Source organism: Sphingomonas sp. ABOLE (assembly GCF_003950455.1).
Taxonomy (GTDB): Bacteria; Pseudomonadota; Alphaproteobacteria; order Sphingomonadales; family Sphingomonadaceae; genus Sphingomonas; species Sphingomonas trueperi.
This window is the reverse complement of sequence record NZ_QQWY01000013.1, coordinates 85,759-111,302: the sequence shown is the minus strand read 5'-3', so window position 1 is coordinate 111,302 and position 25,544 is coordinate 85,759. Positions and strand designations below refer to the sequence as shown.

29 protein-coding genes are annotated in these 25,544 nt (G+C 67.3%); 14 read left to right on the top strand and 15 right to left on the bottom strand.

The features are described 5' to 3' along the window. Positions 1 to 126 precede the first annotated feature (126 nt). From CA234_RS10380 to CA234_RS10355, 6 genes are all read left to right on the top strand, one after another. The gene (locus CA234_RS10380) at positions 127 to 900 is read left to right on the top strand and encodes a sulfite exporter TauE/SafE family protein (protein WP_125976584.1); all 774 of its coding nucleotides are present in this window, start codon (positions 127 to 129) and stop codon (positions 898 to 900) included. A gap of 87 nt (positions 901 to 987) precedes the next feature. After that, a complete protein-coding gene (locus tag CA234_RS10375; RefSeq protein ID WP_164521776.1) occupies positions 988 to 2,196 on the top strand; it encodes an acyltransferase family protein in 1,209 nt (402 codons plus the stop codon). Positions 2,197 to 2,285: 89 nt separating this feature from the next. Then, positions 2,286 to 3,548 (top strand): acyltransferase, encoded by a 1,263-nt coding sequence (locus tag CA234_RS10370; RefSeq protein ID WP_125976580.1) that lies wholly within the window; start codon positions 2,286 to 2,288, stop codon positions 3,546 to 3,548. 336 nt (positions 3,549 to 3,884) lie between these two features. Then, positions 3,885 to 4,448, top strand: coding sequence for an alkyl hydroperoxide reductase subunit C (gene ahpC / locus CA234_RS10365; protein WP_125976577.1), 564 nt, complete (start codon positions 3,885 to 3,887; stop codon positions 4,446 to 4,448). A 142-nt stretch (positions 4,449 to 4,590) separates the two neighbouring features. After that, positions 4,591 to 6,171, top strand: coding sequence for an alkyl hydroperoxide reductase subunit F (ahpF, locus tag CA234_RS10360; RefSeq protein ID WP_126001638.1), 1,581 nt, complete (start codon positions 4,591 to 4,593; stop codon positions 6,169 to 6,171). Between the two features lie 94 nt (positions 6,172 to 6,265). After that, positions 6,266 to 7,168: a hydrogen peroxide-inducible genes activator gene (locus tag CA234_RS10355; RefSeq protein WP_241213438.1), complete on the top strand. Its 903-nt coding sequence runs from the start codon at positions 6,266 to 6,268 to the stop codon at positions 7,166 to 7,168. Here CA234_RS10355 and CA234_RS10350 read toward each other — a convergent pair. Genes CA234_RS10350 through CA234_RS10325 form a run of 6 tightly spaced genes read right to left on the bottom strand, consistent with a single transcriptional unit; the run spans position 7,165 to position 9,877 of the window. After that, positions 7,165 to 7,479 carry a type II toxin-antitoxin system RelE/ParE family toxin gene (locus CA234_RS10350; RefSeq protein ID WP_125976571.1) on the bottom strand — a complete coding sequence of 105 codons (315 nt, stop codon included), beginning with the start codon at positions 7,477 to 7,479 and terminating at the stop codon, positions 7,165 to 7,167. The two genes, CA234_RS10355 and CA234_RS10350, sit on opposite strands and share 4 nt — an antisense overlap. Further along, positions 7,476 to 7,745 (bottom strand): addiction module antitoxin, encoded by a 270-nt coding sequence (locus CA234_RS10345; RefSeq protein WP_125976569.1) that lies wholly within the window; start codon positions 7,743 to 7,745, stop codon positions 7,476 to 7,478. The genes CA234_RS10350 and CA234_RS10345 overlap by 4 nt, the downstream gene beginning before the upstream one ends. A 33-nt stretch (positions 7,746 to 7,778) precedes the next feature. Beyond that, complete coding sequence (locus tag CA234_RS10340) at positions 7,779 to 8,216, bottom strand: molybdenum cofactor biosynthesis protein MoaE (protein WP_126001636.1); 438 nt, start codon at positions 8,214 to 8,216, stop codon at positions 7,779 to 7,781. Beyond that, positions 8,213 to 8,470, bottom strand: a complete 258-nt coding sequence (gene moaD, locus CA234_RS10335) for a molybdopterin converting factor subunit 1 (protein ID WP_126001635.1) — start codon at positions 8,468 to 8,470, stop codon at positions 8,213 to 8,215. The genes CA234_RS10340 and moaD overlap by 4 nt, the downstream gene beginning before the upstream one ends. Continuing rightward, a complete protein-coding gene (gene pgsA / locus CA234_RS10330; protein ID WP_126001633.1) occupies positions 8,470 to 9,024 on the bottom strand; it encodes a CDP-diacylglycerol--glycerol-3-phosphate 3-phosphatidyltransferase in 555 nt (184 codons plus the stop codon). The genes moaD and pgsA overlap by 1 nt, the downstream gene beginning before the upstream one ends. Positions 9,025 to 9,079: 55 nt before the next feature. Further along, complete coding sequence (locus CA234_RS10325) at positions 9,080 to 9,877, bottom strand: APH(3') family aminoglycoside O-phosphotransferase (protein ID WP_206431163.1); 798 nt, start codon at positions 9,875 to 9,877, stop codon at positions 9,080 to 9,082. Positions 9,878 to 9,992: 115 nt separating this feature from the next. Between CA234_RS10325 and CA234_RS10320 the strand changes: the two genes are divergently transcribed. Continuing rightward, positions 9,993 to 11,300, top strand: a complete 1,308-nt coding sequence (locus CA234_RS10320) for an MFS transporter (RefSeq protein WP_126001631.1) — start codon at positions 9,993 to 9,995, stop codon at positions 11,298 to 11,300. Here the strand turns inward: CA234_RS10320 and CA234_RS24335 are convergent. The 3 genes from CA234_RS24335 to rnr form a co-directional block, all read right to left on the bottom strand. Then, on the bottom strand, positions 11,295 to 11,459 hold the full coding sequence (locus CA234_RS24335; protein WP_164521774.1) for a hypothetical protein: 165 nt from the start codon (positions 11,457 to 11,459) through the stop codon (positions 11,295 to 11,297). The genes CA234_RS10320 and CA234_RS24335 overlap by 6 nt on opposite strands. Before the next feature lie 127 nt (positions 11,460 to 11,586). Then, positions 11,587 to 12,597 (bottom strand): LacI family DNA-binding transcriptional regulator, encoded by a 1,011-nt coding sequence (locus CA234_RS10315; RefSeq protein WP_126001630.1) that lies wholly within the window; start codon positions 12,595 to 12,597, stop codon positions 11,587 to 11,589. Between the two features lie 133 nt (positions 12,598 to 12,730). Beyond that, positions 12,731 to 14,974 (bottom strand): ribonuclease R, encoded by a 2,244-nt coding sequence (gene rnr, locus CA234_RS10310; protein WP_126001628.1) that lies wholly within the window; start codon positions 14,972 to 14,974, stop codon positions 12,731 to 12,733. Positions 14,975 to 15,105: 131 nt separating this feature from the next. Here rnr and CA234_RS24330 point away from each other — a divergent pair, with 131 nt between their 5' ends. Then, positions 15,106 to 15,252 carry a hypothetical protein gene (locus tag CA234_RS24330; RefSeq protein WP_164521773.1) on the top strand — a complete coding sequence of 49 codons (147 nt, stop codon included), beginning with the start codon at positions 15,106 to 15,108 and terminating at the stop codon, positions 15,250 to 15,252. Here the strand turns inward: CA234_RS24330 and CA234_RS10305 are convergent. Continuing rightward, positions 15,236 to 15,835 carry a TIGR02466 family protein gene (locus CA234_RS10305; protein WP_125976555.1) on the bottom strand — a complete coding sequence of 200 codons (600 nt, stop codon included), beginning with the start codon at positions 15,833 to 15,835 and terminating at the stop codon, positions 15,236 to 15,238. The genes CA234_RS24330 and CA234_RS10305 overlap by 17 nt on opposite strands. Further along, positions 15,835 to 17,079 (bottom strand): threonine ammonia-lyase, encoded by a 1,245-nt coding sequence (locus CA234_RS10300; RefSeq protein WP_125976553.1) that lies wholly within the window; start codon positions 17,077 to 17,079, stop codon positions 15,835 to 15,837. Before CA234_RS10300 ends, CA234_RS10305 begins: the two co-directional genes overlap by 1 nt. A 58-nt stretch (positions 17,080 to 17,137) precedes the next feature. On the opposite strand from CA234_RS10300, the gene CA234_RS10295 reads away from it, so the two are divergent. Together CA234_RS10295 and CA234_RS10290 are read left to right on the top strand one after the other, a co-directional pair. Beyond that, positions 17,138 to 18,793: an amidohydrolase gene (locus CA234_RS10295; protein ID WP_126001627.1), complete on the top strand. Its 1,656-nt coding sequence runs from the start codon at positions 17,138 to 17,140 to the stop codon at positions 18,791 to 18,793. Positions 18,794 to 18,798: 5 nt separating this feature from the next. Next, positions 18,799 to 19,446, top strand: coding sequence for an HPP family protein (locus CA234_RS10290; RefSeq protein WP_164521772.1), 648 nt, complete (start codon positions 18,799 to 18,801; stop codon positions 19,444 to 19,446). A gap of 37 nt (positions 19,447 to 19,483) precedes the next feature. Here CA234_RS10290 and CA234_RS10285 read toward each other — a convergent pair whose 3' ends face one another. The 4 genes from CA234_RS10285 to CA234_RS10270 all read right to left on the bottom strand — a co-directional run bounded on the left by CA234_RS10285 (position 19,484) and on the right by CA234_RS10270 (position 22,813). After that, a complete protein-coding gene (locus CA234_RS10285) occupies positions 19,484 to 19,921 on the bottom strand; it encodes a diacylglycerol kinase family protein (RefSeq protein WP_241213437.1) in 438 nt (145 codons plus the stop codon). A gap of 71 nt (positions 19,922 to 19,992) precedes the next feature. Continuing rightward, on the bottom strand, positions 19,993 to 20,700 hold the full coding sequence (locus tag CA234_RS10280; protein ID WP_125976549.1) for a response regulator transcription factor: 708 nt from the start codon (positions 20,698 to 20,700) through the stop codon (positions 19,993 to 19,995). Between the two features lie 134 nt (positions 20,701 to 20,834). After that, positions 20,835 to 21,905 (bottom strand): AI-2E family transporter, encoded by a 1,071-nt coding sequence (locus CA234_RS10275; protein ID WP_125976547.1) that lies wholly within the window; start codon positions 21,903 to 21,905, stop codon positions 20,835 to 20,837. Continuing rightward, a complete protein-coding gene (locus tag CA234_RS10270; protein WP_125976545.1) occupies positions 21,902 to 22,813 on the bottom strand; it encodes a LysR family transcriptional regulator in 912 nt (303 codons plus the stop codon). The genes CA234_RS10275 and CA234_RS10270 overlap by 4 nt, the downstream gene beginning before the upstream one ends. Positions 22,814 to 22,927: 114 nt before the next feature. Between CA234_RS10270 and CA234_RS10265 the strand changes: the two genes are divergently transcribed. The 4 genes from CA234_RS10265 to arfB all read left to right on the top strand — a co-directional run bounded on the left by CA234_RS10265 (position 22,928) and on the right by arfB (position 25,449). Beyond that, complete coding sequence (locus tag CA234_RS10265) at positions 22,928 to 23,626, top strand: pirin family protein (RefSeq protein ID WP_125976543.1); 699 nt, start codon at positions 22,928 to 22,930, stop codon at positions 23,624 to 23,626. 48 nt (positions 23,627 to 23,674) lie between these two features. After that, positions 23,675 to 24,277, top strand: coding sequence for an NAD(P)H:quinone oxidoreductase (gene wrbA / locus CA234_RS10260; protein WP_125976541.1), 603 nt, complete (start codon positions 23,675 to 23,677; stop codon positions 24,275 to 24,277). A gap of 118 nt (positions 24,278 to 24,395) precedes the next feature. After that, positions 24,396 to 25,055: an RNA pseudouridine synthase gene (locus tag CA234_RS10255; protein ID WP_125976539.1), complete on the top strand. Its 660-nt coding sequence runs from the start codon at positions 24,396 to 24,398 to the stop codon at positions 25,053 to 25,055. Then, complete coding sequence (gene arfB / locus CA234_RS10250; protein ID WP_125976537.1) at positions 25,048 to 25,449, top strand: alternative ribosome rescue aminoacyl-tRNA hydrolase ArfB; 402 nt, start codon at positions 25,048 to 25,050, stop codon at positions 25,447 to 25,449. Before CA234_RS10255 ends, arfB begins: the two co-directional genes overlap by 8 nt. Positions 25,450 to 25,544: the final 95 nt, after the last annotated feature.

Here is a 25,544-nt window from a genome sequence, read left to right as displayed (position 1 = left end):
GGGGAGCGTCCGCGGAATTTCCAGCATCGCCCAGAAGCCGGCCCGTCCCGATCATACACTATCGGGGTTGTAGGATTTAGCAGAACCCGCCATTTCGAGAGGCCGACCGCCGCAACAGGGGCATGGATGCTCGCCGGAATCACGCTCGCCGAAATGCTGCCCTACATCGCCGTCGGTTTCGCCGCCCAGTTGGTGGACGGCGCGCTCGGCATGGCCTTCGGGGTGATCTCCAGTACCTTGCTGGTGAGCGTGCTGGGCATCGCCCCCGCCACCGCCTCGGCGGGCGTCCATCTGGTCGAGACGATGACCACCGGCGTCTCCGGGCTCAGCCATGTCCTCCATCGCAATGTCAACTGGCGGCTGTTCGCGCGGCTGCTGATCCCCGGCATTATCGGGGGCGTGCTCGGCGCCTATGTGCTCACCACGCTCGATGCTTCGGTGACTCGGCCGTTCGTGATGGCCTATCTGTCTGCCATCGGCCTTTATCTGCTGTTCCGCGCGATCCGCTTCGCGCCGCACCACCGCGAGCCGAAGATCGTCGAGCCGCTGGGGCTGGCCGGCGGCTTCCTCGACGCGGCGGGCGGCGGCGGCTGGGGGCCGGTAGTGACCAGCAACCTGCTCGTCCAGGGCGCGCAGCCGCGCACGACGATCGGCACGGTCAATACCACCGAATTCTTCCTGACGCTGACCATCTCGGCGACCTTCCTGTTCCATATCGGCGCGCAGGGCTTCACCCCCGATTTCTGGCATCCGGTGCTGGGGCTGCTGCTCGGCGGCGTCATCGCGGCGCCGTTCGGGGCGATGTTCGCCAAGCGCATGCCGGTGCGGCTGCTGCTGAGCCTGGTCGGCATCGTGCTGACTGCGACCAGCGCGTTCAGCCTCTATCGCGCGCTCGCCTGACCGCATTGCTGCGGCGCAACGCGTGCAAAGCCAGGCGCTGCATGGTAGCGATGGGGTAATATCGCCGCGAAAAAGAGGTCAAACTACGTGAGTCTGCCGGTCGACGCCTTCACGCTCAGCTTCCTCTTCTTCTACTTCGTGTCCCTCATCGCCGCGGTGCTGGTGGGCGGCGTGCTGCGGCGGGGCGGCTTTCCGGTGCCCAAGGGGCCGCGCTTCGGCAATATCGACGGCTTGCGCGGCTTTCTCGCGCTGTCGGTGCTCAGCCACCATTTCTGGATCTGGACGCATGTCGTCGTGTACGGCCAGCCCTGGTCTGCGGCCGACCTGCCCTTCGTCAACCAGCTCGGCGCCGGCGCGGTGGCGCTGTTCTTCATGATCACCGGGCTGGTCTTCTATCCCACCGCGCTCAAAGGCATCAACCATGTCTTCTGGCCGAAGGTCTATGTCGGGCGCTTCTTCCGCATCGTGCCGCTGGTCGCCATATCGTTCCTGCTGATCTCGCTGGTGATCGCGCTGCGGACCGGCGCGCGCCCCGACGCCAGCTATGCCCGCGCCGCGCTCGAATGGATCAGCGCGCACCGCGAAGTGCCGATCATGGGCTATGCCGATAGCGGGCTGGTCAATGCGCTGGTGCTATGGTCGCTATGGCAGGAATGGCTGTTTTACCTGTTGCTGCTGCCCGTCGTGGCGCTGGGCCTGCAACTCGCCAAGATCGTCAGGCTGCCGAGCTGGACCGTGCCGCTGCTGGTGCTGGCGGTGGGCGCCGCCGCCAATGTGGCGCATGTCGGCGGGAAACTCGTCACCTTCTGGCCGCTCTTCGCCGCGGGAATGCTGGCGTACGAACTCTGCGCGCGGGACGCCATCCGCCGCTGGCTTGCCTCCCCCCTCGCTGCGATCCTCGCCACGCTGGCGATGATCCCGGCGCTGACCCTGTCCCACCATGCGCTCACCCCCGCGTTCTTCGCCTTCGCCTTCTTCTTCTGCTGCGTGGCGGCGGGGAACGGCTTCGGCGGCATCTTCTCGTTGCCCGGCGCGGCGGTGGTGGGCGAGATCTCGTTTGGCATCTATCTGCTGCACGGCATCCTGCTCAACCTGCTGTTCGTCGATGCGACCTCGATCGTGCGGAGCCTGCCGCTGGCGGCGCTGCCGCTACTGATCCCGGCGCTGGCGATGCTGATCGTGCTGGTCACTGCGGTGACCTATCTGCTGATAGAGCGGCCGGCCTGGCGCTTCGGCAAGCGCCTTGGCGAGCGTCTTCGTCCTGTCGCCTCGCCGATCCCCGCCACCGCACCCTGACGATCCCGCGCGCTGCGAAACCCTCGTCCCGAAACGGCCATGTCGCGGCACCAGCCTCTATTCCACTCGGGACTCAAAAATGATAAGCCATGGCAGACCGGGACATCAGGGGGCCGAATTTGATGGTGGAGGCACTCTCCAGCAGCACATCCGCGCATGCGGTTCGAGCCCGTTTTCTGGCGCTCGACAGCCTACGCGGCCTCTGCGCCTGCATGATCGTCCTGTTTCACCTGCACTCCACCGGCCGCGTCACCAATTCCAGCCTGGTGCACAACAGCTGGATGTTCGTGGACTTCTTCTTCGTCCTCAGCGGCTTCGTGATTTCCTGCGGCTATCTTGAGCGGCTGCGCACCGGCTATTCGGTGGGCAAGTTCATGTTGCTGCGGCTCGGCAGGGTCTACCCGCTCCATTTCGCGATCCTCGCGCTGTTCCTTGCAATGGAGATTGTCGGCGCGCTCGTCGGAACGGCGGGCCTGAGCCACCGCACCCCCTTCTCCGACCCGCGGACGCTCGGCGAACTCGCCGGCTCGCTCGCCCTGGTGCAGATTTTCTGCGGCTTCCCCTCGATCGTCTGGAACGGCCCGAGCTGGAGCATCGCCGCGGAAGTATGGACCTATCTGCTGATGGCGGTGCTCTTCCGCGCCCTGCCCCGCTGGACGGCCCCCATGGCCGCTGCGCTCGCCATTTCGGCCGGGCTGGTGCTGGCACTTGCCGGTCCGCCCGCCTGGGACCCGGCGACCGCGTATAGCTTTGCGCGCTGCATCCTCGGCTTCTCGCTGGGCGTGCTTGCCTGGATGCTGGTCGCGAGAATGCGCTGGCCCGCGCTGGGGCTGCTACCGGCCACGACGCTGGAACTGATCGCGACGGCGGCGTGCATCGCCATGGTCGCAGCGGGCGCCGTCCCGGTCCTCGCACCGCTGCTGTTCGCTGCAACGGTGATCCTGTTCGCGGCCGAACAGGGCCTGATCAGCCGCCTGCTGAAGCTGCGGCCCTTCCTGCTGCTCGGGACGCTGTCCTATTCGATCTACATGGTCCATACGCTGGTGGTCGCGCGTAGCCTAGACGTCCTCTCGCTCGTCGGCACCAGCCTGCACCACCCGCTGATCGAAACCCGCTTCAACACAGGCGGCACCCTGAAGATCGTCACCTTCGCGCCCGACCTGATGGTCTTCGTCGTGCTCGGAGTGGTGGTACTGGTCTCCGCGGCAACCTATCGCTGGATCGAGGCACCCGCGCGGGATGCCTCGCGCAAGTGGTTGTCCCGCAAAGGGCCGAGCAGCCAGGCGCCCATTGCCACGGACGCGGCGCCCGTCGCGGACCGTGATCCGATTGCAGCGACCGTTCCGGCCTGACGCTACCGTCCGGCGCGGAGAGTCCAGCGGGTCGCCGCCCAATGTTCGCAGACCGCGCCGAATTTGCTGTCGCGAGGCGCGCGTCCGCCGGATTACGCCGCGCGGTACAAATCCTTCGGCTTCCAGCGGCGCCTTGACCGCGCCGCCTTCGGCGCCCACGGTAGCTGGGTTGCAGCTCTCGCCCCGCGACCAGCTCCCCTCGCAACATCGATCAAAAGTCTGCTATTGAGTGATATACTCGATCAGCCCAAGCGGGTCTTCCAATTTCACAGGGGCGTTGCAGCCGTCTATATCCGGCTTCGCAACAGCAACCCCCGTTCTGGAGGAACAACACTCATGGCTCTCATCGGCAGCACCATCAAGCCGTTCACCGCACAGGCCTACAAGGAAGGCAAGTTCGTCGAAGTCACCGACGCCGACGTGAAGGGCAAGTGGGCGGTCTTCTTCTTCTACCCGGCGGACTTCACCTTCGTGTGCCCGACCGAACTGGAAGACCTGGCCGATATCTACCCGACCCTGCAGGGCATGGGCGTTGAAGTCTACTCGGTCTCGACCGACACCCACTTCAGCCACAAGGCGTGGCACGACACCTCGCCCGCGATCGGCAAGATCAACTACTACATGCTGGGCGACCAGAACCACACCATCTCGAACAACTTCGACGTTCTGCGTGCGGGCCAGGGCCTGGCCGACCGCGGCACCTTCGTGGTCGATCCGGACGGCGTGATCCAGATCATGGAAATCACCTCGGAAGGCGTCGGCCGTAACGCCACCGAGCTGCTCCGCAAGATCAAGGCAGCCCAGTACATCGCCGCCCACCCGGGCGAAGTCTGCCCCGCCAAGTGGGAAGAAGGCGCCGAGACCCTCGCGCCGTCGCTCGACCTGGTCGGCAAGATCTAAGCCAGGCTATCCTCCCCTATAAGGAGAGGAGCAAAGGTTACGGCGCCTGCCCCTGCCCCCCCCTTGCGGGCGCCGTTCGCGGCCCGGAGCGGATCCCCCCTCCGCTCCGGGCCGTTTTAGTGAGACACACAGGAGTTTTCCCATGCTCGACGCCACTCTGACGCAGCAGCTCAAGGGCTATCTCGTGAACATCCGCGAGCCGATCGAGCTCGTCGCCAGCCTGGGCGACGACGCCAAGTCGCGCGAGCTGGGCGAGCTGCTGGCGGCCATCGCCGCGCTTTCCGACAAGATCGACCTCGTCCACGCCGACGACCGCCGCAAGCCCAGCTTCATGATCCGCCGCAAGGGCACCGAACTCGGCGTGCGCTTCGCCGGCATCCCGATGGGGCATGAGTTCACCTCGCTGGTGCTCGCCCTGCTCCAGGTCGGGGGCCACCCGAGCAAGGCGGCACAGGAACTGATCGAGCAGGTCCGCAACATCAAGGGCGAGTTCAGCTTCGAGACCTATTTCTCGCTGTCGTGCCAGAACTGCCCGGACGTGGTGCAGGCGCTGAACCTGATGGCGGTGCTCAACCCCAATATCCGCCACACGGCGATCGACGGCGCGCTGTTCAAGGAAGAGGTCGAGGGCCGCAAGGTCATGGCCGTGCCGACCGTGTACCTGAACGGCGAACCCTTCGCCTCGGGCCGGATGGACCTGGAGCAGATCGTCGCGAAGATCGATACCGGCGCCGAAGCCCGCGCGGCCGAGAAGATCAAACAGAAGGACCCGTTCGAGGTGCTGATCATCGGCGGCGGCCCCGCCGGCGCTGCAGCCGCGATCTACACGGCGCGCAAGGGCATCCGCGTCGGCGTCGCGGCCGAGCGCTTCGGCGGCCAGGTGCTCGACACCATGGGCATCGAGAATTTCATCTCGGTCTCGCACACCGAAGGGCCCAAGCTGGTCGCGCAGCTCGAGCAGCATGTGAAGGACTATGACGTCGACGTCATGAACCTCCAGCGTGCCGAAAAGCTGATCCCGGCACAGCGCGAGGGCGGCCTGCACGAGGTCGTGCTGGCCAACGGCGCGAGCCTGAAGGCCAAGGCGATCATCCTCTCCACCGGCGCACGCTGGCGGCAGATGAACGTGCCGGGCGAGAACGAATACAAGAACAAGGGCGTGGCCTATTGCCCGCACTGCGACGGCCCGCTGTTCAAGGGCAAGCGCGTCGCGGTGATCGGCGGCGGCAATTCGGGTGTCGAGGCCGCGATCGACCTGGCCGGCATCGTCGCGCACGTCACGCTGATCGAATATGACAGCCAGCTCCGCGCCGACGCGGTGCTGCAGCGCAAGCTCGCCAGCCTGCCCAACGTGAAGATCCTCACCTCGGCGATGACCACCAAGGTCAATGGCGACGGCGAGAAGGTCTCGGGCCTCAGCTACAAGGACCGCAACAGCGGCGTCGAGCACGACATCGCGCTGGAAGGCATCTTCGTCCAGATCGGCCTGGTGCCCAACACCGAATGGCTGAAGGACGCGGTGGCACTCACCACGCGCGGCGAGATCGAGATCGATGCGCGCGGCGAGACCAGCCAGCCCGGCATCTTCGCGGCGGGCGACTGCACCACTGTGCCGTACAAGCAGATCGTCATCGCGATGGGCGCGGGTTCGACTGCGGCGCTCTCGGCCTTCGACTACATGATCCGCCTGCCGGAAGAAGAACTTCAGGCTGTTGCCGCCTGAGCCCTCTCCCCTCCCGCTCGCGGGAGGGGAGCTTTCGCTTCCCATGTTCGATCCAGCCACTATATACCCGCTCGACCATCGAGAGAGGCGATCAGTGGCGCAAACCTACCTCCCTACCCTCAAGCAGCTGCAATATCTGGTGGCGCTCAATGATTCCGGCCATTTCGGCCGTGCGGCGGAGGCGTGCTTCGTCACCCAATCGACTCTGTCGGCCGGCATTCGCGAGCTGGAGACGCTGATCGGCGTGGTGCTGGTCGAGCGCACCCGCCGGGTGGTCCGCTTCACGCCGCTGGGCGAGCGGATCGTGGAGAAGGCCCGCCGCGTGCTGCGCGAGGCGGATGAACTGGGCGATCTCGCCCGCGCCGCCGGTCGCCCGCTTTCGGGGGAGATGCGGATGAGCGTCATCCCCACCATCGCGCCGTTCCTGCTGCCGCGCATCCTGCCGCGGCTCCGCCAGCAATATCCCGACCTCAAGCTCTATCTGCGCGAAGAGACCAGCGGCCAGGCCTGCGAGGCGCTGAGCCACGGCCGCACCGATTGCGTGCTGCTCGCCCTCCCCTTCTCCTGCGGCGACGTGGAGAGCGCCCGGCTGTTCGACGACCGGCTGTTCGTCGCCTTCCGCGACGGCGAGATGGACCCGACCGCGACGATCCATCCCGACGCGATCGACGAGACGCGGCTGCTGATGCTGGAAGACGGCCATTGCCTGAAGGACCATGCGCTGGCCGCCTGCAACCGGCCCGAGGTGCGCGCCGAGGCGACGATGCTCGGCACGTCGCTCCACACCATGGTGCAGATGGTCGACAATGGCCTGGGGGTGACGATGCTGCCGGAGATGGCGGTGGACGCCGGCATCCTCGAGCACACCTCGGTCAAGGCGCGCCCGCTGGATTCGGCCAATGCCTCGCGCAACATCGCACTGGTCTGGCGCAAGGCATCTCCGCGCGAGCGTGATTTCAGGCTGCTCGCAGACGTGCTGACGGCGGCGCGGACCTAGGGCTCCCAGACGGCGCGGAGCCGCTCCAGCTGGTGCATGCGCTCGTGGAGGATGGTGACGATGCCGATCGCACGATCCGCCCGCTCACGCCAATACACGACGTGGTGTTCGGCCCGCGCGAAATAGAGCGGCACACCGAAGTCGGGTGGCAGTGCACGCCACGGGACCCGCCTCGCGGCAATCGCGGCAAACCGATCGAAAAGGCGCTGGATGTAGAGATCCGCCTGCTGTTCACCCCAAAGATCCGCGGTGAACTCGTAAATTTCGTCGAGCCGTTGATCGGCTGTCGGTTCGACGCAGAAGACGCTCATCGTTTGGCGCGCCGCGCCCGGTTGCGCTGTATCACCTCGTCCGCCGTAACCTCGACATACGCCTCGTCCGGCGTGGCAAAGGCGCGCTGCAGTTCGGCCTTCAGCGTCTCGAACATCTCGCGCTCGACCCGTTCCTTGTCGCGGCGGATCAGGTCGCGGACATACTCGCTGACATTCTCGTACAGCCCGTCCTCGCCAACGTTGCGGGCGACGAATTCGCTCAAGGGGCCGGAGACTCGGACGTTGAGGTGCATCGGCTTGGTCATGCGCGTACAAATATCATGGAATATCCTGTACAACTATGCCCAGGTCGCAGCCGCCTCCGCGTCAGTCGTCCGAGGTTCCACCCAGCGCGTGCCGCCCGCCAGCCATTCGCGCTTCCAGAAGGGCGCATCGGTCTTGAGGCGGTCGATCAAATAGGCGCAGGCCTCCAGCGCCTCGCGCCGGTGCGCTGCCGCGGTGCCGACGAACACGATCCGCTCGCCCGCGGTCATCCGCCCGACGCGGTGGACGATTGTGACGCCGAGCAGGTTCCAGCGATCGATCGCCGCCTCCGCCAGCGCACACAGCGCCGCCTCGGTCATGCCAGGATAATGTTCGAGCTCCAGCGCCTCGACCCCGTCGTCGGTCCGCACCACGCCGGTGAAGGTGGCGACGCCGCCGGCGCCCCGCCCCTCCAGCGCGGCGACTTCGACGCCGAGCTCGATCGGCGCGGGATCGACCGAGACGCGGATCATCCGCCCGTCACCGGCGGGAAAATCGCGACTTCGCGCGCATTGCCCAGCAGCGCATCGAGCGGCACGAAGCGCTGGTCGATCGCGGCGCGGAGCCTCGCGGGTTCGGCGAAGGCGGCGGCATGGCCGTCGCTCTGCTCCGAAAGCCAGTCGATCAAATCCGCCACGTTGCGCACCGCCCCGGGCGGATCGACCTGCTCCTCGCCGGTCCCTACCGCCTCGCGCACCCAGGCGAAATAGAGCATCGAAATGGTCATCAGCTGTCCATGTGGCTCAGGCCGACGCGGAGATAGTCCCAGCCGGTGATCGCTGTCAGCACCGCAGCACCCCACAGCGTGGTGATCCCCACGAGCAGTACCCAGCCCCAGCTCGGCACCGCACCCGAAAGGATCAGCGCGCCCAGCGACACCAGTTGCAGCGTCGTCTTCCACTTGGCGAGACGGGATACCGGCACCGAAACCTGGATGCCGCCCAGAAACTCGCGCAGCCCCGATACGGCGATCTCGCGCAAGAGGATGACCAGCGCGGCGATGATGTGCCAGTCGGCGATCACCCCCTTGCCTACCAGGATCAGGATGACGGCGGCGACCATGATCTTGTCGGCGATCGGATCGAGGAACACGCCGAGCTTCGATACGGTCCCCTGCGCGCGCGCCAGATAGCCGTCGAAATAATCGGTGATGCCCATCAGGCAGTAGAGCGCGAAGGCGATGGCATATCCTGGCGCCCAATGCGGCCACCACAGGAACCCCACCAGCAACGGCACCATGAAGATGCGCGACAGGGTGAGAATGTTCGGCAACGTCAGCATCGGCAAAGCCCTAGCACCGGCATTGGCCGAGCGGGAGGGCCAAAGGCAGGCGCGATCAGAAGAATTCGTCGAGCCTGAGATGGAAGGCGAGTCTGGCGGGATCAACCGCGATTCCATAGGCTTGGAGCATCGCCCCGGCGGCCTCGTCGCCGAACTCCGCCAGGCTGTGCCAAAGGATCGACAGGTCTTGCCAGCGATCGGCGATGCCGACCCGTCCCAGATCGATGCAGCCGGTGACCTCCCCGTCCGCCATCAGCAGATTGTCGAGCGAGAAGTCGCCATGCGTCACCACCCGGTCGAACGCGGCGGGCATGGCGGCGAGCATCTCGTCCCACACCTCTCCCGCCGACGTGCCCAGCCGCGCCGCGTCGAATTCGTCTTCCTCGATCAGCCCGGCATCCATCCGATCCTTCGCCGCCGCCAGCCGCAACGCAGGATCGGCGTTGAACGGGCAGCGCGCGACGGGAATCGCGTGCAGTCGCCGCAGGAACCGCGCCAGCGATCCGGCGAGCACGGGGGCGGCGGCGGGATCCGCCTCCAGCAGTTGATAGGCGGTGCGACCCGGCAGCCGGCCGGTGAGCATCCAGCCTTGGCCCGCTTCCAGCGCGAAGCCGTGCAGCGGGGGCACCTGCAGGTATCCGCCAAGCCAGCGCAGCCGCGCCATCTCGTCGACCAGGTCCGAGAGCGTCTCCGCCCCCGCCATCTTCAGATAGAGGTCGTCCTCCCCCGCCCGCGCCAGCCGATAGACAGCGCAGCTCGACTGGCCGACGCGGTCACGGAACCAGGCTCGCCCTGCCACCGCCCCAGCCAGGCTCGCCGGCACGGCTACGGGCTCGATCGCGACTTCTCTCAACCCGTTCTCCACCTGCCCTCCATCCTGTTCCGATTAATCGATTGAAGCCGCGCCCGCCCCCCGGTATGCCGCCCCTTCACCATGCGGAAGACCGCAGCAGGGGAGCTTTTATCGAATGATCGGTGCGCTCGGGCTCATGAAGGAGCGCCGGTTCCTGCCCCTTTTCATCACGCAGTTCCTGGGAGCGTTCAACGATAACCTCTTCAAGAACGCGATGATCTTTTTCGCGACCTACCAGATTTTCAACTCGGTGGAGCAGGAGACGCAGTTCAGCGCGATCGCCACCGGCATCTTCATCCTACCCTTCTTCCTCTTCTCCGCACTGGCCGGCCAGCTCGCCGATACGCATGACAAGGCCAAGATCATGCGGATCATCAAGGCGGCCGAGGTCGGCATCATGCTGGTTGGCGCCGCCGGCATCTTTCTGAAGAGCCTGCCGCTGATGCTGGTCGCGCTGGTCGGCATGGGGGTGCACTCCACCTTCTTCGGGCCGATCAAGTACGCGGTCCTCCCGCAGCATCTGGCCGAGGACGACGTGCTGGGCGGCACCGGCATGATCGAAGCGGGCACCTATGTCGCGATCCTGTGCGGCACCATCGCCGGCGGGCTGATCAGCGCGCATGCCGCCGCCTTCGCGGTGATCGGCGTCGCCCTGGTCGGGTGGCTCGCCTCGCTGCAGATCCCGCCCGCGCCGCCGCTGACGCATCTGGAGATCGACCTCAACATCTTCCGCGCCTCGGCCCGGCTGATCTCGGCGACGATGCACATCCGCCGGCTGTTCCTCGCGATCGTCTCGATCAGCGTGTTCTGGTCGATCGCGGCGGTGCTCGGCGTGCTGTTCCCGCCGCTGGTCAAGAACGTGTTCCACGCCCAGAAGGACGTCGCGAGCGTGTTCCTCGGCATCTTCTCGATCGGCATCGCGATCGGATCGGTGATCATCAACAAGCTGCTCAAGGGCAATGTCTCCGCGCGCTACTGCGTGCCCTCGGTGCTGGCGATGACGGTATTCGTCATCGATTTCCACTTCACCGCCCATTATTGGCCGGTCCACGAAGGCCCGCTGCTCAAGACGATGGACTTCGTCCAGATGCCGGCGGCGTGGCATGCGCTGGGCGACCTGATCATGATCGCCACCACCGGCGGCATGTTCGTCGTGCCGCTCTACGCCTTCCTGACCACCACCGTCGAAAAGTCGCAGACCGCGCGCACCGTGGCGGCGAACAACGTCGTCAACTCCGGCGCGATGGTGCTGGGGTCGGTGGGCATCTTCGGCTTCACCCGTATCCCGGGCGTCAATGTCGAGGATGCGCTATGGGTGGTGGCGGTGCTGGCGCTGGCCTCGGCCTGGTGCGCACGCAAGCTGCACAAGGAAGGCGATGTCCCGCGCGGCCGCGACGCCTGCCGAGGCGGATCGGACCTATAGCAGGAAGGTATAGAGGCAGACGAAGAAGGCCGTGAAGCTCAGCGCGAAGAGCTTCACGTCGCCGTCCTCGCTCGCCTTGCGCTGGCGCGCGACCACCTGCCGCACATGGCGGCGGAACGGATGGCGGCGGGTGCCGCGTAGGGCGAACGGCTGCTGCATGGCGCAAGGTTAACGCGTCGTTTAGGATTTCGACCAGCGGCAAGCGTGGTTAACGACGTCCCGGGGCGGGATGATCCGCTTAGCGCCGGTCGTAATCCTGCCCCGCCAGGGAGAGATTCAGCGCAAATCAGCCCTTGGGCGCGGGGCCGGTGGTGGCGCGGACCATTAGCTCGTGCTCCAGCATCACCTGCGGCGTTACCGCCGTCCCCGCCAACATCAGGTCCGCCGCGGCATAAGCGAGTTCACGCACCGGCTGGCGGATGGTGGTGAGCGGCGGCCAGACCGCGCGTGCCAGATCCGAATCGTCGAACCCGGCGATCGACAGCGCCTCGGGGACCGCGATGTCGGCCTCGTGCGCGGCGGCCAACGCGCCGGCGGCCATATCGTCATTGCCGGCGAAGATCGCGGTCGGCCGGGGATCGCGGGCGAACAGCGTCCGCGCCGCCGCACCGCCCGACGCGAAGCTATAGTCGCCCGCGATCACCAGCGCCGGATCAAAGGCGATCCCATGTGCCTCCAGTTCCTGGCGATAGCCGGCAAGGCGATCCGCCGAGGAGACATGGCTTTCCGGCCCGCGCGCGAAGGCAATCCTGCGATGACCGAGCTGGAGCAGGTGCCGCGTGATCTCCCGCGCCGCCGCGACGTCGTCCATCGTCGTCGCCAGCCCATGGTCCTTGCGCAGCCCCGGCGCGATGCGGACATAGGGCAGCTTGCGCTTGTCCAGCGCCTCGAGCAGCTCGGGCATCTCGGTCAGCGGCGGGGAGAGGATCAGCCCGTCGAGATGCGCCTCGTCGACCAGCGCCATCACGTCGGGCACCATGTCCGGCGCGCTGCTGTCGATCGGCTGCATCAACAGGCGATAGCCAAGCTCGTGGCAGCGCTCCAGCGCGCCCGACTGGATGTGGAAGACATAATAGGGGCTGGGATTATCGTAGAGCAACGCGACCTGGAACGAGCGCCGCCCGGCCAGCGTGCGCGCGGCATGGCTGGGCCGGAAGTTGAGCTGTGCCACCACTTCCTCGACGCGCCGCCGCGTCTCTTCGCTGACATGTTTTTCGTTGTTGAGCACACGGGAGACGGTCTTGAACGACACGCCGGCGATCTTCGAGACTTCCTTGATCGTCGGACGGCCGGCCATTCTCACTCCCTCGCGGACAAACGTCATTCCGGCACTGCAACATGCTCTCTATGCCAGCTTGTAGCGCGCCCGTTCCGGCTTTGCACGGTTTTTGGACAGCGCTGCCAGGCAGCCGCCCCGGCAGCGCCTCGCCTCAGCGCTTGCGCCCGTTGTGGCGGATGTTACCCGGGCGGCCGCGGCGCTGGATCACCCGCTTGGGCGCCCCCTTGCCCGGCCGGCCGGTGCGCTGCGGGCCGCCTGCCGATCCCTTACCGTCGGGCAGCTCGAAGCGCAGCGCGCCCGAGACGGGGTTCGCCTCGACCAGCCGCAGCTCGATCCGCTGGCCGAGGGTGAATGCCTCGCCACTATGCTCGCCGACCAGCCTTTTGCCCGCCTCGTCGAAGTGAAAATACTCGGCACCCAGGTCGCGCGCGGCGACAAGGCCATCGCCGCCGACGCCCTCGACGGTGGCGAAGAAGCCGAAATTCTGCACGCCGGTGATCCGCGCCTCCATCACCTCGCCGATATGCGCGGCGAGATAGGCGGCGACATAGCGGTCGATTGTCTCGCGCTCGGCCTCCATCGCGCGGCGTTCGAGCTGGCTGATCGACTGGCCGATCCGGTCCATGCTGCCGGCTTCCTCCGCCGTCAGCCCACCCGGCCCGAGCCGATAGGCGTCGACCAGCGCGCGGTGGACGACCAGATCGGCGTAGCGGCGGATCGGCGAGGTGAAGTGCGCGTAGGAGCCGAGTGCGAGGCCGAAATGGCCGACATTCTCCGGGCCGTAATAGGCCTGGGTCTGGGTGCGCAGCACCTGCTCCATCACCTGCGGACGGAACTCCTCCTCGCCGACGCGGTCGAGGATGCGGTTGAACGTGGCCGGGCGGATCACCTGGCCGAGCGCGAACTCGATGTCGAAGGTCTTGAGATATTCCTTCAGCGCAGTGAGCTTCTCGCGCGCCGGGGGCTCGTGGATGCGGTACATCACCGGCGTCTTCTTCCCCTCCAGCGCCTTGGCGGCGGCGACGTTCGCGGCGATCATGTAATCCTCGATCAGCTTGTGCGCATCGAGCCGCTCGCGCGGCGCGACCGAGAGGATGCGGCCCTTCTCGTCGAGCACGATGCGGCGCTCGGGCAGGTCCAGGTCCAGCGGCTCGCGCTTGTCGCGCGCAGCGTTGAGCGCGTGCCAGCAGTCCCAGAGCGGCCGCAGCGCCGTCTCGGTCAGCGGGTTCTCCAGTTCGCCGTCGATCGCCGCCTGCGCGTCCTCATAGGCGATGTTCGCCGCCAGCCGCACCACCGCCCGGGTGAAGCGCCAGCTCTTGAGCGCGCCGCTCCTGGTCACCTGCAGATGGCAGGCCAGCGCAGCACGATCCACGTCTTCCTTGAGCGAGCAGACGTCGGCCGACAGCACCTCCGGCAGCATCGGCACGACGCGATCGGGGAAATAGACCGAATTGCCCCGCTTGCGCGCCTCGCGATCGAGCTCCGAACCGGGGCGGACGTAGAAGGACACGTCGGCAATCGCGACGATCGCCTTCCAGCCGCCCTCGTTGGCGGGGTCGTCGTCGGGGGTCGCCCAGACGGCATCGTCATGGTCGCGCGCATCGGCGGGATCGATCGCGACGATCGGCAGGTGGCGCAGATCCTCGCGCCCCTCGCCCAGCGGCTGCTTCGCGACGCGCTCAGCCTCTTCGAGCAGTTCCTCGGAGAAGACATTGGGGATGCCGTGGCGGTGGATAGCGATCAGCGAGAAGCTGCGCGGCGCGAACGGATCGCCGAGGCGCTCGACCACCCGCGCGGTAATCCGCGGCGGACGGCCGGCCTTTTCCGCCAGCACCAGGTCGCCCACTTCGGCGCCGCCGGCGTCGGAGACCGGCCAGCTGCGCCGCTCCTTCTTCTCCACGCCCTGCAGCCAAAGCTTGCCGCCCTCTTCGTGGAGCACGCCGAGCATCAGTTCCTCGCCGCGGGCAAGCTGCTTCATCGGATGCGCGATCCAGCCGTTGCCGGCCTCTTCGGTGCGCGCGAGGATGCGGTCGCCCACGCCCAGCGCCGAGCGCTTGCCGCGCAGCTCGCGGACGCGCAGCCGCGGCGCGGGGACATGCTCGGCTTCCCAGCGCTCGGGCACCGCCCAGGTGGTGTCGCCATCGGCGTCGGTGATCCGCAGTACGGTCACCTTGGGCAGCCCGCCCATCTTGTGGAAGGCGCGGCCGGGGGCGACGTCGATCAGCCCCTCGTCGCTCATGTCCTTGAGGAGCGCCTTGAGCAGGATCTTGTCCTGCGCGCTCAGCCCGAACGCCTTGGCGATCTCGCGCTTGCCGGCGGGCGTGTCGGACGATGCGATGAAATCGAGAATCTGCTGCCGCGTCGGCAACCCTGCGCTTGTTCTGTTCTTAGCCATTGGCCCGCAACATAGGGGCGATCCGGCCAGACGTCACCTGCGGGCACCGTAAAAGCGCGGGGATACCCCATGGTAAGCACGGTCTTCACTATAATGGATCGTGGATCCTGTGTGATTTGAGGAGTCCGTCCATGGCTATTTCGCGTTGTCTACTCATCGGTGCCGCCCTCGGCACCTGCGTGGCGTTCGTCGCCCACGCCACCGCGCCGCATCACGCCAAGCCCGTGCGGCCGGTGATGCAGGTCGCGTCGCTGGAGCGCATTACCAGCGATAGTTGAAGCTGACGCTGATCCGCTTGTCCTTGCCATTTCCCGGCGGGACTTCGTGGCGCAGCCAGCTTTCCCAGAGCAGCACGGTCCCGACCTCCGGCACCACTTCGATGAAGGGCTGGAGCGATTCCGGCGCATCGGGCCGCCGCGTCGGCGCGGCCATCATCATCGCCAGCCGCGGGTCCTCGAGCTTGAGCCCGCGCGCGCCCGGCGGCAGCGCCACATAAACGGTGCCCGACACCACGCTGTGCGGATGGATGTGCGCGCCGTGCCCGCCCTTGCCGTCGAGCACGTTGACCCACAGGCTGTCGAGCTTGAGCTTGCGCCCGCCGAGATCGAACGCGCACGCTTCGGCGAACTTGGCAACATGCTTGTCGAGCAACCGCTTCAGGTCCGCGAAGGCTGGGTCGCGGATCGGCAGGTCGTCGAGCGAGGCATAGCTGGTATAGCCGCGATAGTGGTTCTCGCGGCACCAGCGCCGGCCGGCGCTATCGTCCTCGGCCAGTTGCAGGCACGAGGCTTCAAGATCGGCGACCAGCGCCTCGTTGCCCAGCGGCTGCTGGTACAGCAGGGTCGAAAACAGCGTGCGCATCAGGCGGACTCGACCATGCTCACTTCATATTGCGCGCGGCGCAGCGCGGTGATCAGCCGATCGAGATGGTTGCGGTCGCGCGTCTCGCACTCGATGTCGGTTACCAGGCCCTTGGCGGGCAGCGAGGTGAACACGCGCTGGTGATAGACCTCGATGATGTTGACGCCCTGCTCGTGGAAGATCCGCGCGACATGGAACAGCGCGCCCGGGCGATCCTGCAGGCGGATGCGCAGGCGCGCGAGCCGGCCCGAGCGGGCGAGGTCGCGCAGCAGCACATTGGCGAGCAGGCGCGTGTCGATATTGCCGCCGCACAGGATGGTGCCAACGGTCTTGCCCTTGAAGCGCTCGGGCTCGGAGAGGAGCGCGGCGAGGCCGGCGGCCCCTGCCCCTTCGACCACCGTCTTCTCGATCTGGAGCAGCAGGCTCACTGCCTCTTCCAGCCGGCGCTCGCCGACCAGCACGATGTCGTCGACCAGCGCCTCGACGATCTTCGCCGTGACGTTGCCCGGATATTTCACCGCGATGCCTTCGGCGAGGGTGTCGCCCGCGCACGGCATCTCGGTGTGGTGCACGCGGTTGTACATCGAGGGGTAGAGCTCGGCCTGGACGCCCAGCACTTCGATCGGCCGGTCCTGTGCCTTGGCGACGACCGATGCGCCCGAGATCAGCCCGCCGCCGCCGATCGGCACGACCAGCGTGTCGATGCCGGGCACGTCCTCGAGCAGTTCGAGCGTCGCGGTGCCCTGGCCGGCGATCACCCGCGGATCGTCGAACGGATGGATGAAGGTGAAGCCGCGCTCCGCCTCCAATTCCCGAGAATGGGCATAGGCGGCGTCGAAGGTCTCGCCGTGGAGCACGACATTGGCGCCGTGCCCTTCGGTCTGGGTGACCTTCACGATCGGCGTGTTCTTGGGCATCACGATCGTGCTGGGGATGCCCAGCCGCGTCGCGTGATAGGCGAGGCCCTGCGCATGGTTGCCGGCCGAGGCCGCGATCACGCCCTTGGCGCGCGCTTCGGCGTCCAGCTGCAGCAGCGTGTTGAGCGCGCCGCGTTCCTTGTAGGCGGCGGTGAACTGGAGATTCTCGAACTTGAGGTACACGTTCGTGCCGGTCAGCTGCGAGAGCGTGCGGCTGTGCAGCGTCGGCGTCCGCACCACCGCGCCCGAAATTCGCTGGGCCGCCGCACGAACATCGTCGATCGACACGGGGAGCGAGGCGGGCGCGTTTGCTGCTTTGGTAGCCATGATCCTGTCCGCCTAGACCATCTGGCGCGGCAGGGGAACAGGCCCTATGCCCGGACCCATGTTTACGCGCCTCAAGCGGCTTGCCGCCGCCACCGCCCTGCTGCTCGCGCCCGCCGCCAATGCCGATGGAATCGTTGACAATGTCAACGGCATCACGCTCGATGCCAAGGGCGCGGTGGTGCGCTTCGAGGCGCTGCAGATCGATCCCTATGGCAAGGTGGTCGCACTCTATGCCAAGGGGCAGAAGCGGCCGAAGAAGCTGGTCTGGCGGCTTGATCTGAAGGGGGCGACGATCGTGCCGGGCATGATCGACGCGCATGGCCATTTCATGGGGCTGGGCTTCCAGCAGCTACAGCTCGATCTTTCGGCCACCACCAGCCTCGACGACGCGCTCGCCCGCATCGGCGACTATGCGGGCAAGAGCCGCGCGAAATGGGTCCTCGGCCGCGGCTGGAACCAGGAAGCCTGGAAGCTCGGTCGCTTCCCCACCGCCGTCGATCTCGACCGCGCGGTGAGCGATCGCCCGGTGTGGCTGGAGCGGGTCGACGGCCATGCCGGCTGGGCGAACAGCAAGGCGCTCGAACTCGCCGGCATCACCGCCGCGACCAAGGACCCCGCCGGCGGCCGCATCGAGCGCGACGCCAGCGGCCGCCCCACCGGCGTGCTGGTCGACGCCGCGACCGAACTGGTCGCCAAGGTGGTGCCGCAGCCCACGCCACGCGAGCGCAACGCCGCCTTCCTCGCGGCACAGCAGAAGCTGCTCTCGCTCGGCATCACCGCGACGGCTGACATGGGCACGACGATCGACGACTGGGAGACGATGCGCGGTATGGCCGATATCGGCCAGCTACACCTGCGCATCCTGAGCTATGCCCACGGCGTGGACACCGCGCTGCGCGTGGCGGGCGCCGGGCCGACCCCCTGGCTCTATGGCGACCGGCTGCGGATGGGCGGCATCAAGCTCTATGCCGATGGCGCGCTCGGCTCGCGTGGCGCCTGGCTCAAGGCCGACTACAGCGACGCGCCGGGCAACAAGGGACTGGGTTTCCTCACCGACGACCAGCTGCTCAACCTGATGGCACGCGGCGCGATGGACAATTTCCAGCTCGCCGTCCACGCGATCGGCGACCGCGCCAACCAGCAGGTGCTGGACGCGATCGAGATCCTCTCCGAAACCTACAAGGGCGACCGCCGCTGGCGGATCGAGCATGCCCAGGTCATCGATCCCAAGGACCTACCGCGCTTCGCCAAGCTGGGCGCGATCGCCTCGATGCAGCCGGTCCACCAGACCAGCGACCGCACCATGGCCGAAGCACGGCTGGGGCCGGACCGGCTCGCCGGCGCCTATGCCTGGCGGACGATGCTGCGCGACGGGACGCGGATCGCGTTCGGCTCCGACTATCCGGTCGAGAGCCCCGACCCCTGGGCCGGCTGGGCGGCGAGCTTCACCCGGCAGGACGCGAGCGGCAATCCGCCGGGCGGCTGGCGGCCCGAAGAGAAGCTGACCCGCGAGGAAGGCTGGGCCGGCTTCACCATCGGCGCGGCCTATGCCAGTTTCGCGGACGACAAGATCGGCCGCCTGGCACCCGGGCTCTGGGCCGACTTCCTGATCCTCGATCGCGATCCGCTGACCGTCTCGCCCGCCGAGCTGCGCGACACCAAGGTGGTCGAAACCTGGGTGGGCGGCCGCCGCGCCTGGGGGGCGAAGCCCTAAGCGCGATGTTCCGATTGGTCATGGCCGGCGCGCAGTGGCGCGACCGGATCGGTGCGGCGCTGGGCGGCGCGATCGGCATCGGGGTCACGGCGTGGGTATCGGCGCTGGCCGGCTTCGACCGGACTACCGCTATCCTGCTAGCGGCACCGATCGGCGCCTCGGCGGTGCTGGTGTTCGCGGTGCCGTCGAGCCCGCTGGCGCAGCCCTGGCGGGTGATTGGCGGGAACGTCGTCTCGGCGCTGGTCGGATTGGCGGTTGCGCAGTGGCTGGGGCACGGCGCGCTCGCGGCGGGCGTCGCGGTAGGGTTGGCAATCCTCGTCATGTCGCTGACCCGCAGCCTCCACCCGCCGGGCGGCGGCACGGTGTTGCTGCCGGTGCTGGCACCGGCGATATTGTCGCAGGGGCTGGGGTTCGTGCTGGTGCCGATCGGCGTCAATGCCGTGCTGCTGACGCTGTGCGGGCTGCTCGTCCATCGCGTGACCGGGCATAGCTACCCGCACCGCGTGCCCCCGGCCCCACCCGCGCCGGGGCTGCTGCCGGAGGACATCGACGCGGCGCTGGCGGAAGCCGGCGAAGCTTTCGACGTCAGCCGCGAGGATCTGCTCGCGCTACTGGCACGGGCCGAACACCACGCAGCAGCGCGGCGCAGGTGAAGCAAGCAAAAGCCCCTCCCCTGGAGGGGAGGGGCTTTCACAGTAGCGCCCGCAACAACGGCGGCCCCAGCGTCAACAGCCCAATTGCTGCCGCCGCGAGCGATGCCACCAAGACCCCGCCCGCAGCCAGATCCTTGATCCGGCCGATCGCGGGGTCGAAGTCCGGGCAGATCCGGTCGCAGAGATCCTCGATCGCGGTGTTGAACGCTTCCGCCAGCCAGACCAGCGCGACCGCAAGGAAAAGCCAGCGCCATTCGGCGACCGCCAGCCGCAGCGCGGCGCCGGCCACTACCACGCAAAGCGACGCCGCCAGATGCACCCGCGCATTATGCTCCTCACGCAGCAGCACGCGCAGCCCCCGGATCGCGTAGCGAAAGCTCTTCAGGCGCGCGCCGATGCTGAAGCCTTTCGGCGAAGCGAATGGATCACTGGATTCCCGCATCCGGCCAGCGTGGCCGATCCGCCGTCCGCCCACCAGCCCGAAACGAAAAGGCCGCCGCCACGCGAAGGTGACGACGGCCCTGCCCCTGCGGGATCTCGGGAAGATCAGGCGACCTGGCTGTCCGCCTGCATGCCCTCGTCCGGCTCGCGCAGCACATAGCCGCGGCCCCAGACGGTCTCGATATAATTGTCGCCTTCGCAGGCCATGCTAAGCTTCTTGCGCAGCTTGCAGATGAAGACGTCGATGATCTTGAGTTCGGGCTCGTCCATGCCGCCATAGAGATGGTTGAGGAACATCTCCTTGGTCAACGTGGTGCCCTTGCGGAGCGAAAGCAGCTCCAGCATCGCATATTCCTTGCCGGTCAGATGCACACGGGCGCCGTCGACCTCGACGGTCTTGGCGTCCAGGTTCACCGCCAGCTTGCCGGTGCGGATGACCGACTGCGAATGGCCCTTGGAGCGGCGCACCACGGCGTGGATGCGGGCGACCAGCTCTTCGCGGTGGAAGGGCTTGGTGACGTAATCATCGGCGCCGAAGCCGAACGAGCGCACCTTCGAATCCATCTCGCTGATGCCCGAGAGGATCAGCACTGGGGTCTGCACCCGCGCGGTGCGCACCTTCTTCAGCACGTCATAGCCGTGCATGTCCGGCAGGTTGAGGTCGAGCAGGATGATGTCGTAGTCATACAGCTTGGCGAGGTCCAAACCTTCCTCGCCCAGGTCGGTCGTGTAGACGTTGAACCCTTCGCCCGAAAGGATCAGTTCGATCGCCTTGGCTGTGCTAGGCTCGTCTTCGATCAGCAGCACGCGCATTGCCGGTTCCCCTGTCCACACCACACGACGTAGCCCCGATGCCCGACGCGCTGGACGCTTCATTAACCTAAGCGTCAATGAAGCCGAAAGGTTAATTTCTCGTAAGTCGGGTGGTTCCGCAAGCCCCGTGGAATCTACGCATCCGGTTCGGACCTAGATGTGGAATCGTACGGTCGCGGCTCGATCTCCTCGCCCAGAACCTCGCGCAGATACAGGCTGCGCACCAGCGTGAAGATCACCACCAGCAGCGCGGCAGAGAAGAACAGGCCGAACAGCCCGAAGACGAATCCGATACCGATGATTGCGAACAGCGTGACTGCGGGCGGGATCGCGATCACCCGGCTCTGCACGAAGGGGGTGAGGAAGTTGGTCTGGACGATTCGCACGCCGGCAAAGACCAGCAGGCAGCCGATCAGCGCGCCCGGCCCGCCGGTCGCGGCGAGGCCCAGCGCCGGCAGCATCGCCGCGGTAGGCCCCACATAGGGGATGAACTCGCTGAGGCCCGCCAGCAGCCCCAGCGCTGCGGGCGAGGGCACCCCGGCGATCCAAAGCCCGAGCCCGACGAGCAGGCCCATGCTGGTCATCAGGATCAGCTGGGTGCGCAGCCACAGCCGCAGCGTGGTACCCACGTCTGCCAGCGCATCGGCAACGGCGTCGCGCGTGTCGCCCTTGGGCACGAGCAGCAGCAGCCCGCGCAGATAGACGCCCGGATCGGCGGCCATGAACAGCGCGCCGACCAGCAGCAGCAGGGCGTTGAGGAACAGCTCGAACGAGCCCAGCGCAAAGCCGCTGGCATCGCGTGCGACTCGCGAACCCGCAAAGGCCGCCTCGGCAGCATCGTAGAGCTTCGCGGCCACGGGACTCTCCTGCGCCCAGACCTTCATGCGCGTGACCAGCTGCGGGATCGAACGGACCAGCGCCTCGACCTGCGGGCCGAACTGGACCGCGAACAGCCAGACGAGGAAAGCGATCGCGGCGAGTACCGTCAGCATTGCGCTCACCACCGACCAGCGTCTCGGCACACCGAGCTGCGTATAGCGATCGGCGATGGCGCGGATCACCACCGCCCCCAGCACCGCACCGAAGGTTAGGATCAGCAGGTCGGCGGCGCGCACCAGCGCCACCACCACCGCGCCGACGGTGAGAAGGATCAGGACGCGGCGGATGAACCGCGCATCGGCAGCATCGGGTACGAGGCGCTTCACGCAGCCCGAACGCAGATGCTGCGCAAGCGCTCCGTGAGAAAAGCGATCAGCGCTTCCACCCGCACCGGCCGGCGCGATCCCGGCGGGGTGACGAGATGGAGCCCCACCGCACCTGCGACCCAGTCGGTCAGCACCGGCTCCAGCCGGCCGGCGGCGATTTCGGTATCGACCAGAAAGCCCGGCAATCGCGCAATGCCCAGGCCCGCGCACAAGGCGGGCAGCATCGCCTCGCCATTATCGGTGCGCAGCGGCCCGTCGACGCGCACCGCCGCTTCCTCGCCGCCCGCCTTCTTGAAGCGCCACACGCCCGGCGTCGCGGTGTTGGTGTAGACGAAGCAGGCATGGCGGGCGAGGTCGGCCGGGTGCTGCGGGCGCCCCGCCCGCTCGAAATAGCCGGGCGCGGCGACGACATGGATGTTTACCGGCCCCAGCCGTCGCGCGCGCAGCGAACTGTCGGGCAGCTCGGCGATGCGGATCGCGACGTCGATCCCCTCGCCGACGATGTCGACAAACGCGTCGGAGAGGGTCAGTTCCACCTTGATCTGCGGGTGCGCGATCATGAACTCGGCGATCAGCCCGGAGAGATGCCGCGACCCGAAGGTCAGCGGCGCCGCCAGCCGCACCACGCCCGAGGGCGCGCTGGCCGATTCGAACGCTGCCTCCTCCGCCGACTGCCCGTCCTCCAGGATGCGCTGGGCATGCTCGGCCAGCTGTTGGCCGCTGTCGGTGAGCGTCAGCCGCCGCGACGTGCGGTGGAACAGCGCCGTGCCCAGCCGCTCCTCCAGCCGGGTGATCGCCTTGGACACGGTCGCCTTCGATACGCCGAGCGCCAGCGCCGCGCCGCTGAACGAGCGGTGCTCGACCACGCTGGCGAACACCGCCCAGGCCTCGAAATCCGGTAGCTTCATCCCCGCGTCTCCTGCTCGGGCGAAGCCATATCACGAAACGATCAGTTTCCAACGTTTCCGTTTACGCGCTGATGCCGATGCCTATTTTGGCGGCAACCCACAAGGAGATCAGCGATGATCGACAAACGCAGTTTCGAAAGCCTGGGTGGCGCCGATCACGGCTGGCTCAAGGCCAAGCACCATTTCAGTTTCGCCGACTATTACGACCCGTCCCGCATGGGCTGGGGCGCGCTTCGAGTGTGGAACGACGACGAGATCGCTCCCAATTCGGGCTTCCCGCCGCACCCGCACCAGAACATGGAAATCATCACCTATGTCCGCTCGGGTGCGATCACCCACCAGGACTCGATGGGCAACAAGGGCCGCACCGAGGCGGGCGACGTGCAGGTGATGAGCGCGGGCAGCGGCGTGCGCCACGCGGAATACAACCTCGAGCCGGAGGCGACCCGGATCTTCCAGATCTGGATCCTGCCGCGCGAGGCCGGCGGCCAGCCGAGCTGGGGCGCCAAGCCCTTCCCCAAGGGCGATCGCTCGGGCCGGTTCGTCGCGCTGGCCTCCGGGTTTGCCGACGACAAGGACGCGCTGCCGATCCGCGCCAATGCGCGCGTGCTGGGCGCCACGCTGAAGGCTGGCGAAAGCGTCACGCATAGCGTCGGCGAAGGTCGCCATGCCTATCTCGTCCCCGCCGCCGGTGCGATCACCGTTGACGGAGATGCGGTGAACGCCCGTGACGGCGCGGCGCTTTCGGGCGGCCGGACCGTTACCATCACCGCCGTTCAAGACGCCGAGATCGTTCTCGTCGATTCCGAATAAGCGGGCGTCTGCGCCCCGCCCTTTCCACCCGCACAGGGAGTTACTGCCATGACCAAGATCCTCGTTCTCTACTATTCGTCCTATGGCCACCTCGCGAAGATGGCCGATGCCGTCGCCGAGGGCGCACGCAGCGCCGGTGCGGAAGTGGACGTGCGCCGCGTCGCCGAGACCGCGCCGGCCGAAGTCGCGCAGGCCGCCGGCTTCCGCGTCGACGACAGCCACCCGCTGTTCGACGATCCCAACCAGCTCGCCCAGTATGACGGCATCATCGTCGGCGCGCCGACCCGCTTCGGCCGTATGGCCAGCCAGATGGCGGCATTCTGGGACAAGGCCGGCGGCGTGTGGTTCCAGGGCCAGCTGAACGGCAAGGTCGGCGCTGCCTTCACCTCGACCGCCTCGCAGCATGGCGGCCAGGAAACCACGCTGTTCTCGATCCTGACGAACCTGCTGCACTTCGGCATGACCATCGTCGGCCTCGACTATGGCTTCCAGGGCCAGATGGGTGTCGACGAAGTGAAGGGCGGCACCCCGTACGGCGCCAGCACCATCGCCGATGGCGACGGCAGCCGCCTGCCGAGCGATGTCGAGCTGGAAGGCGCGCGCTACCAGGGCCGCCGCGTCGCCGAGACCGCGGCCAAGCTGAAGGCGTGACCCCGAGGACTGCGCCGGTAGCGTAGCGCGCAGCCCCCAGAACGGCCGGAGCGCCCCCTGCTCCGGCCGTTTTCGTATCCGGGCTCGCGCATTTCGTCCGGCGCGCTATATCCCGCCCATGTTCAAGGACCGGGTACTCTTCATCGACGGCGAAGCGCTGATCATCGACAAGCCGGCGGGCCTGCCCGTCGATCGCCCGCGCGACCGCAGCGAGAGCCTGGAGGATCTGCTCGAGCAGCTGACCTTCGGCTTCGAGCGGCTGCCCGTCCCCGTCCACCGGCTCGACCGCGATACCAGCGGCTGCCTGCTGCTCGCGCGCAATCCCAAGGCGATGAAGCGTTTCGGCCAGGCGTTCGAGGCCGGCCAGGTCACCAAGCGCTATGTCGCCATCCTCGACGGCGTGCCCGAAACCGAAAGCGGCGAGATCGACCTGCCGCTCGGCAAGGTCTCGACGATCGAAGAAGGTTGGCGGATGACGCACGATCCCAAGGGCAAGTCCGCGCGCACCCGCTGGAAGCGGATGGAAGTCCATGACGGCCGCGCGCTGGTCGCCTTCTATCCCGAGACCGGCCGCACCCACCAGATCCGCGTCCATGCGCTGGAAGGCATCGGCATTCCGATCGTCGGCGACCCCGTGTACGGCCGGCGCGGCCCGGCGCTGATGCTCCACGCCCAGTCGATCACCGTGCCGCGCCCGGGCAAGCCCGACGTGCACGGCGACGCGCCTTTGCCCGCGCGCTTCCACCATATCGGCTTCGGCCGACCGGCGCATGGCTGAGATCCCCGACGCGGCGATCCTCGAGGAGAAGTTCCTCGCCGCGACCGGACCCGGCGGGCAGAACGTCAACAAGGTGGCGACCGCGGTGCAACTGCGGGTGGACGTCTTCAAGCTGGGGCTTTCGCCCTATGCCTATGAACGGCTCAAGGAACTCGCCGGCACGCGGATGACCTCGGCCGGCGAGCTGCTGATCACCGCGCGGCAATACCGCACCCAGGACGCCAACCGCACCGACGCCCGCCAGCGCCTGTCCGAGCTGATCGACAAGGCCCATGAGCGCCAGGCCAAGCGGATCAAGACCAAGCCGAGCAAGGCGGCCAAGGCGCGCAGGGTGGATGCGAAGAAGGGGCGATCAGCGGTGAAGGCCGGGCGCGGCAAGGTCAGCTTCGACTGAGGGCCGCCACGACCAGTTTAGCCGTCATCCCGGCGAAAGACGGGATCCATTCGCCACTCGGCCGCAGCAGGAAACATGGCGGAGCCCCCAATGGA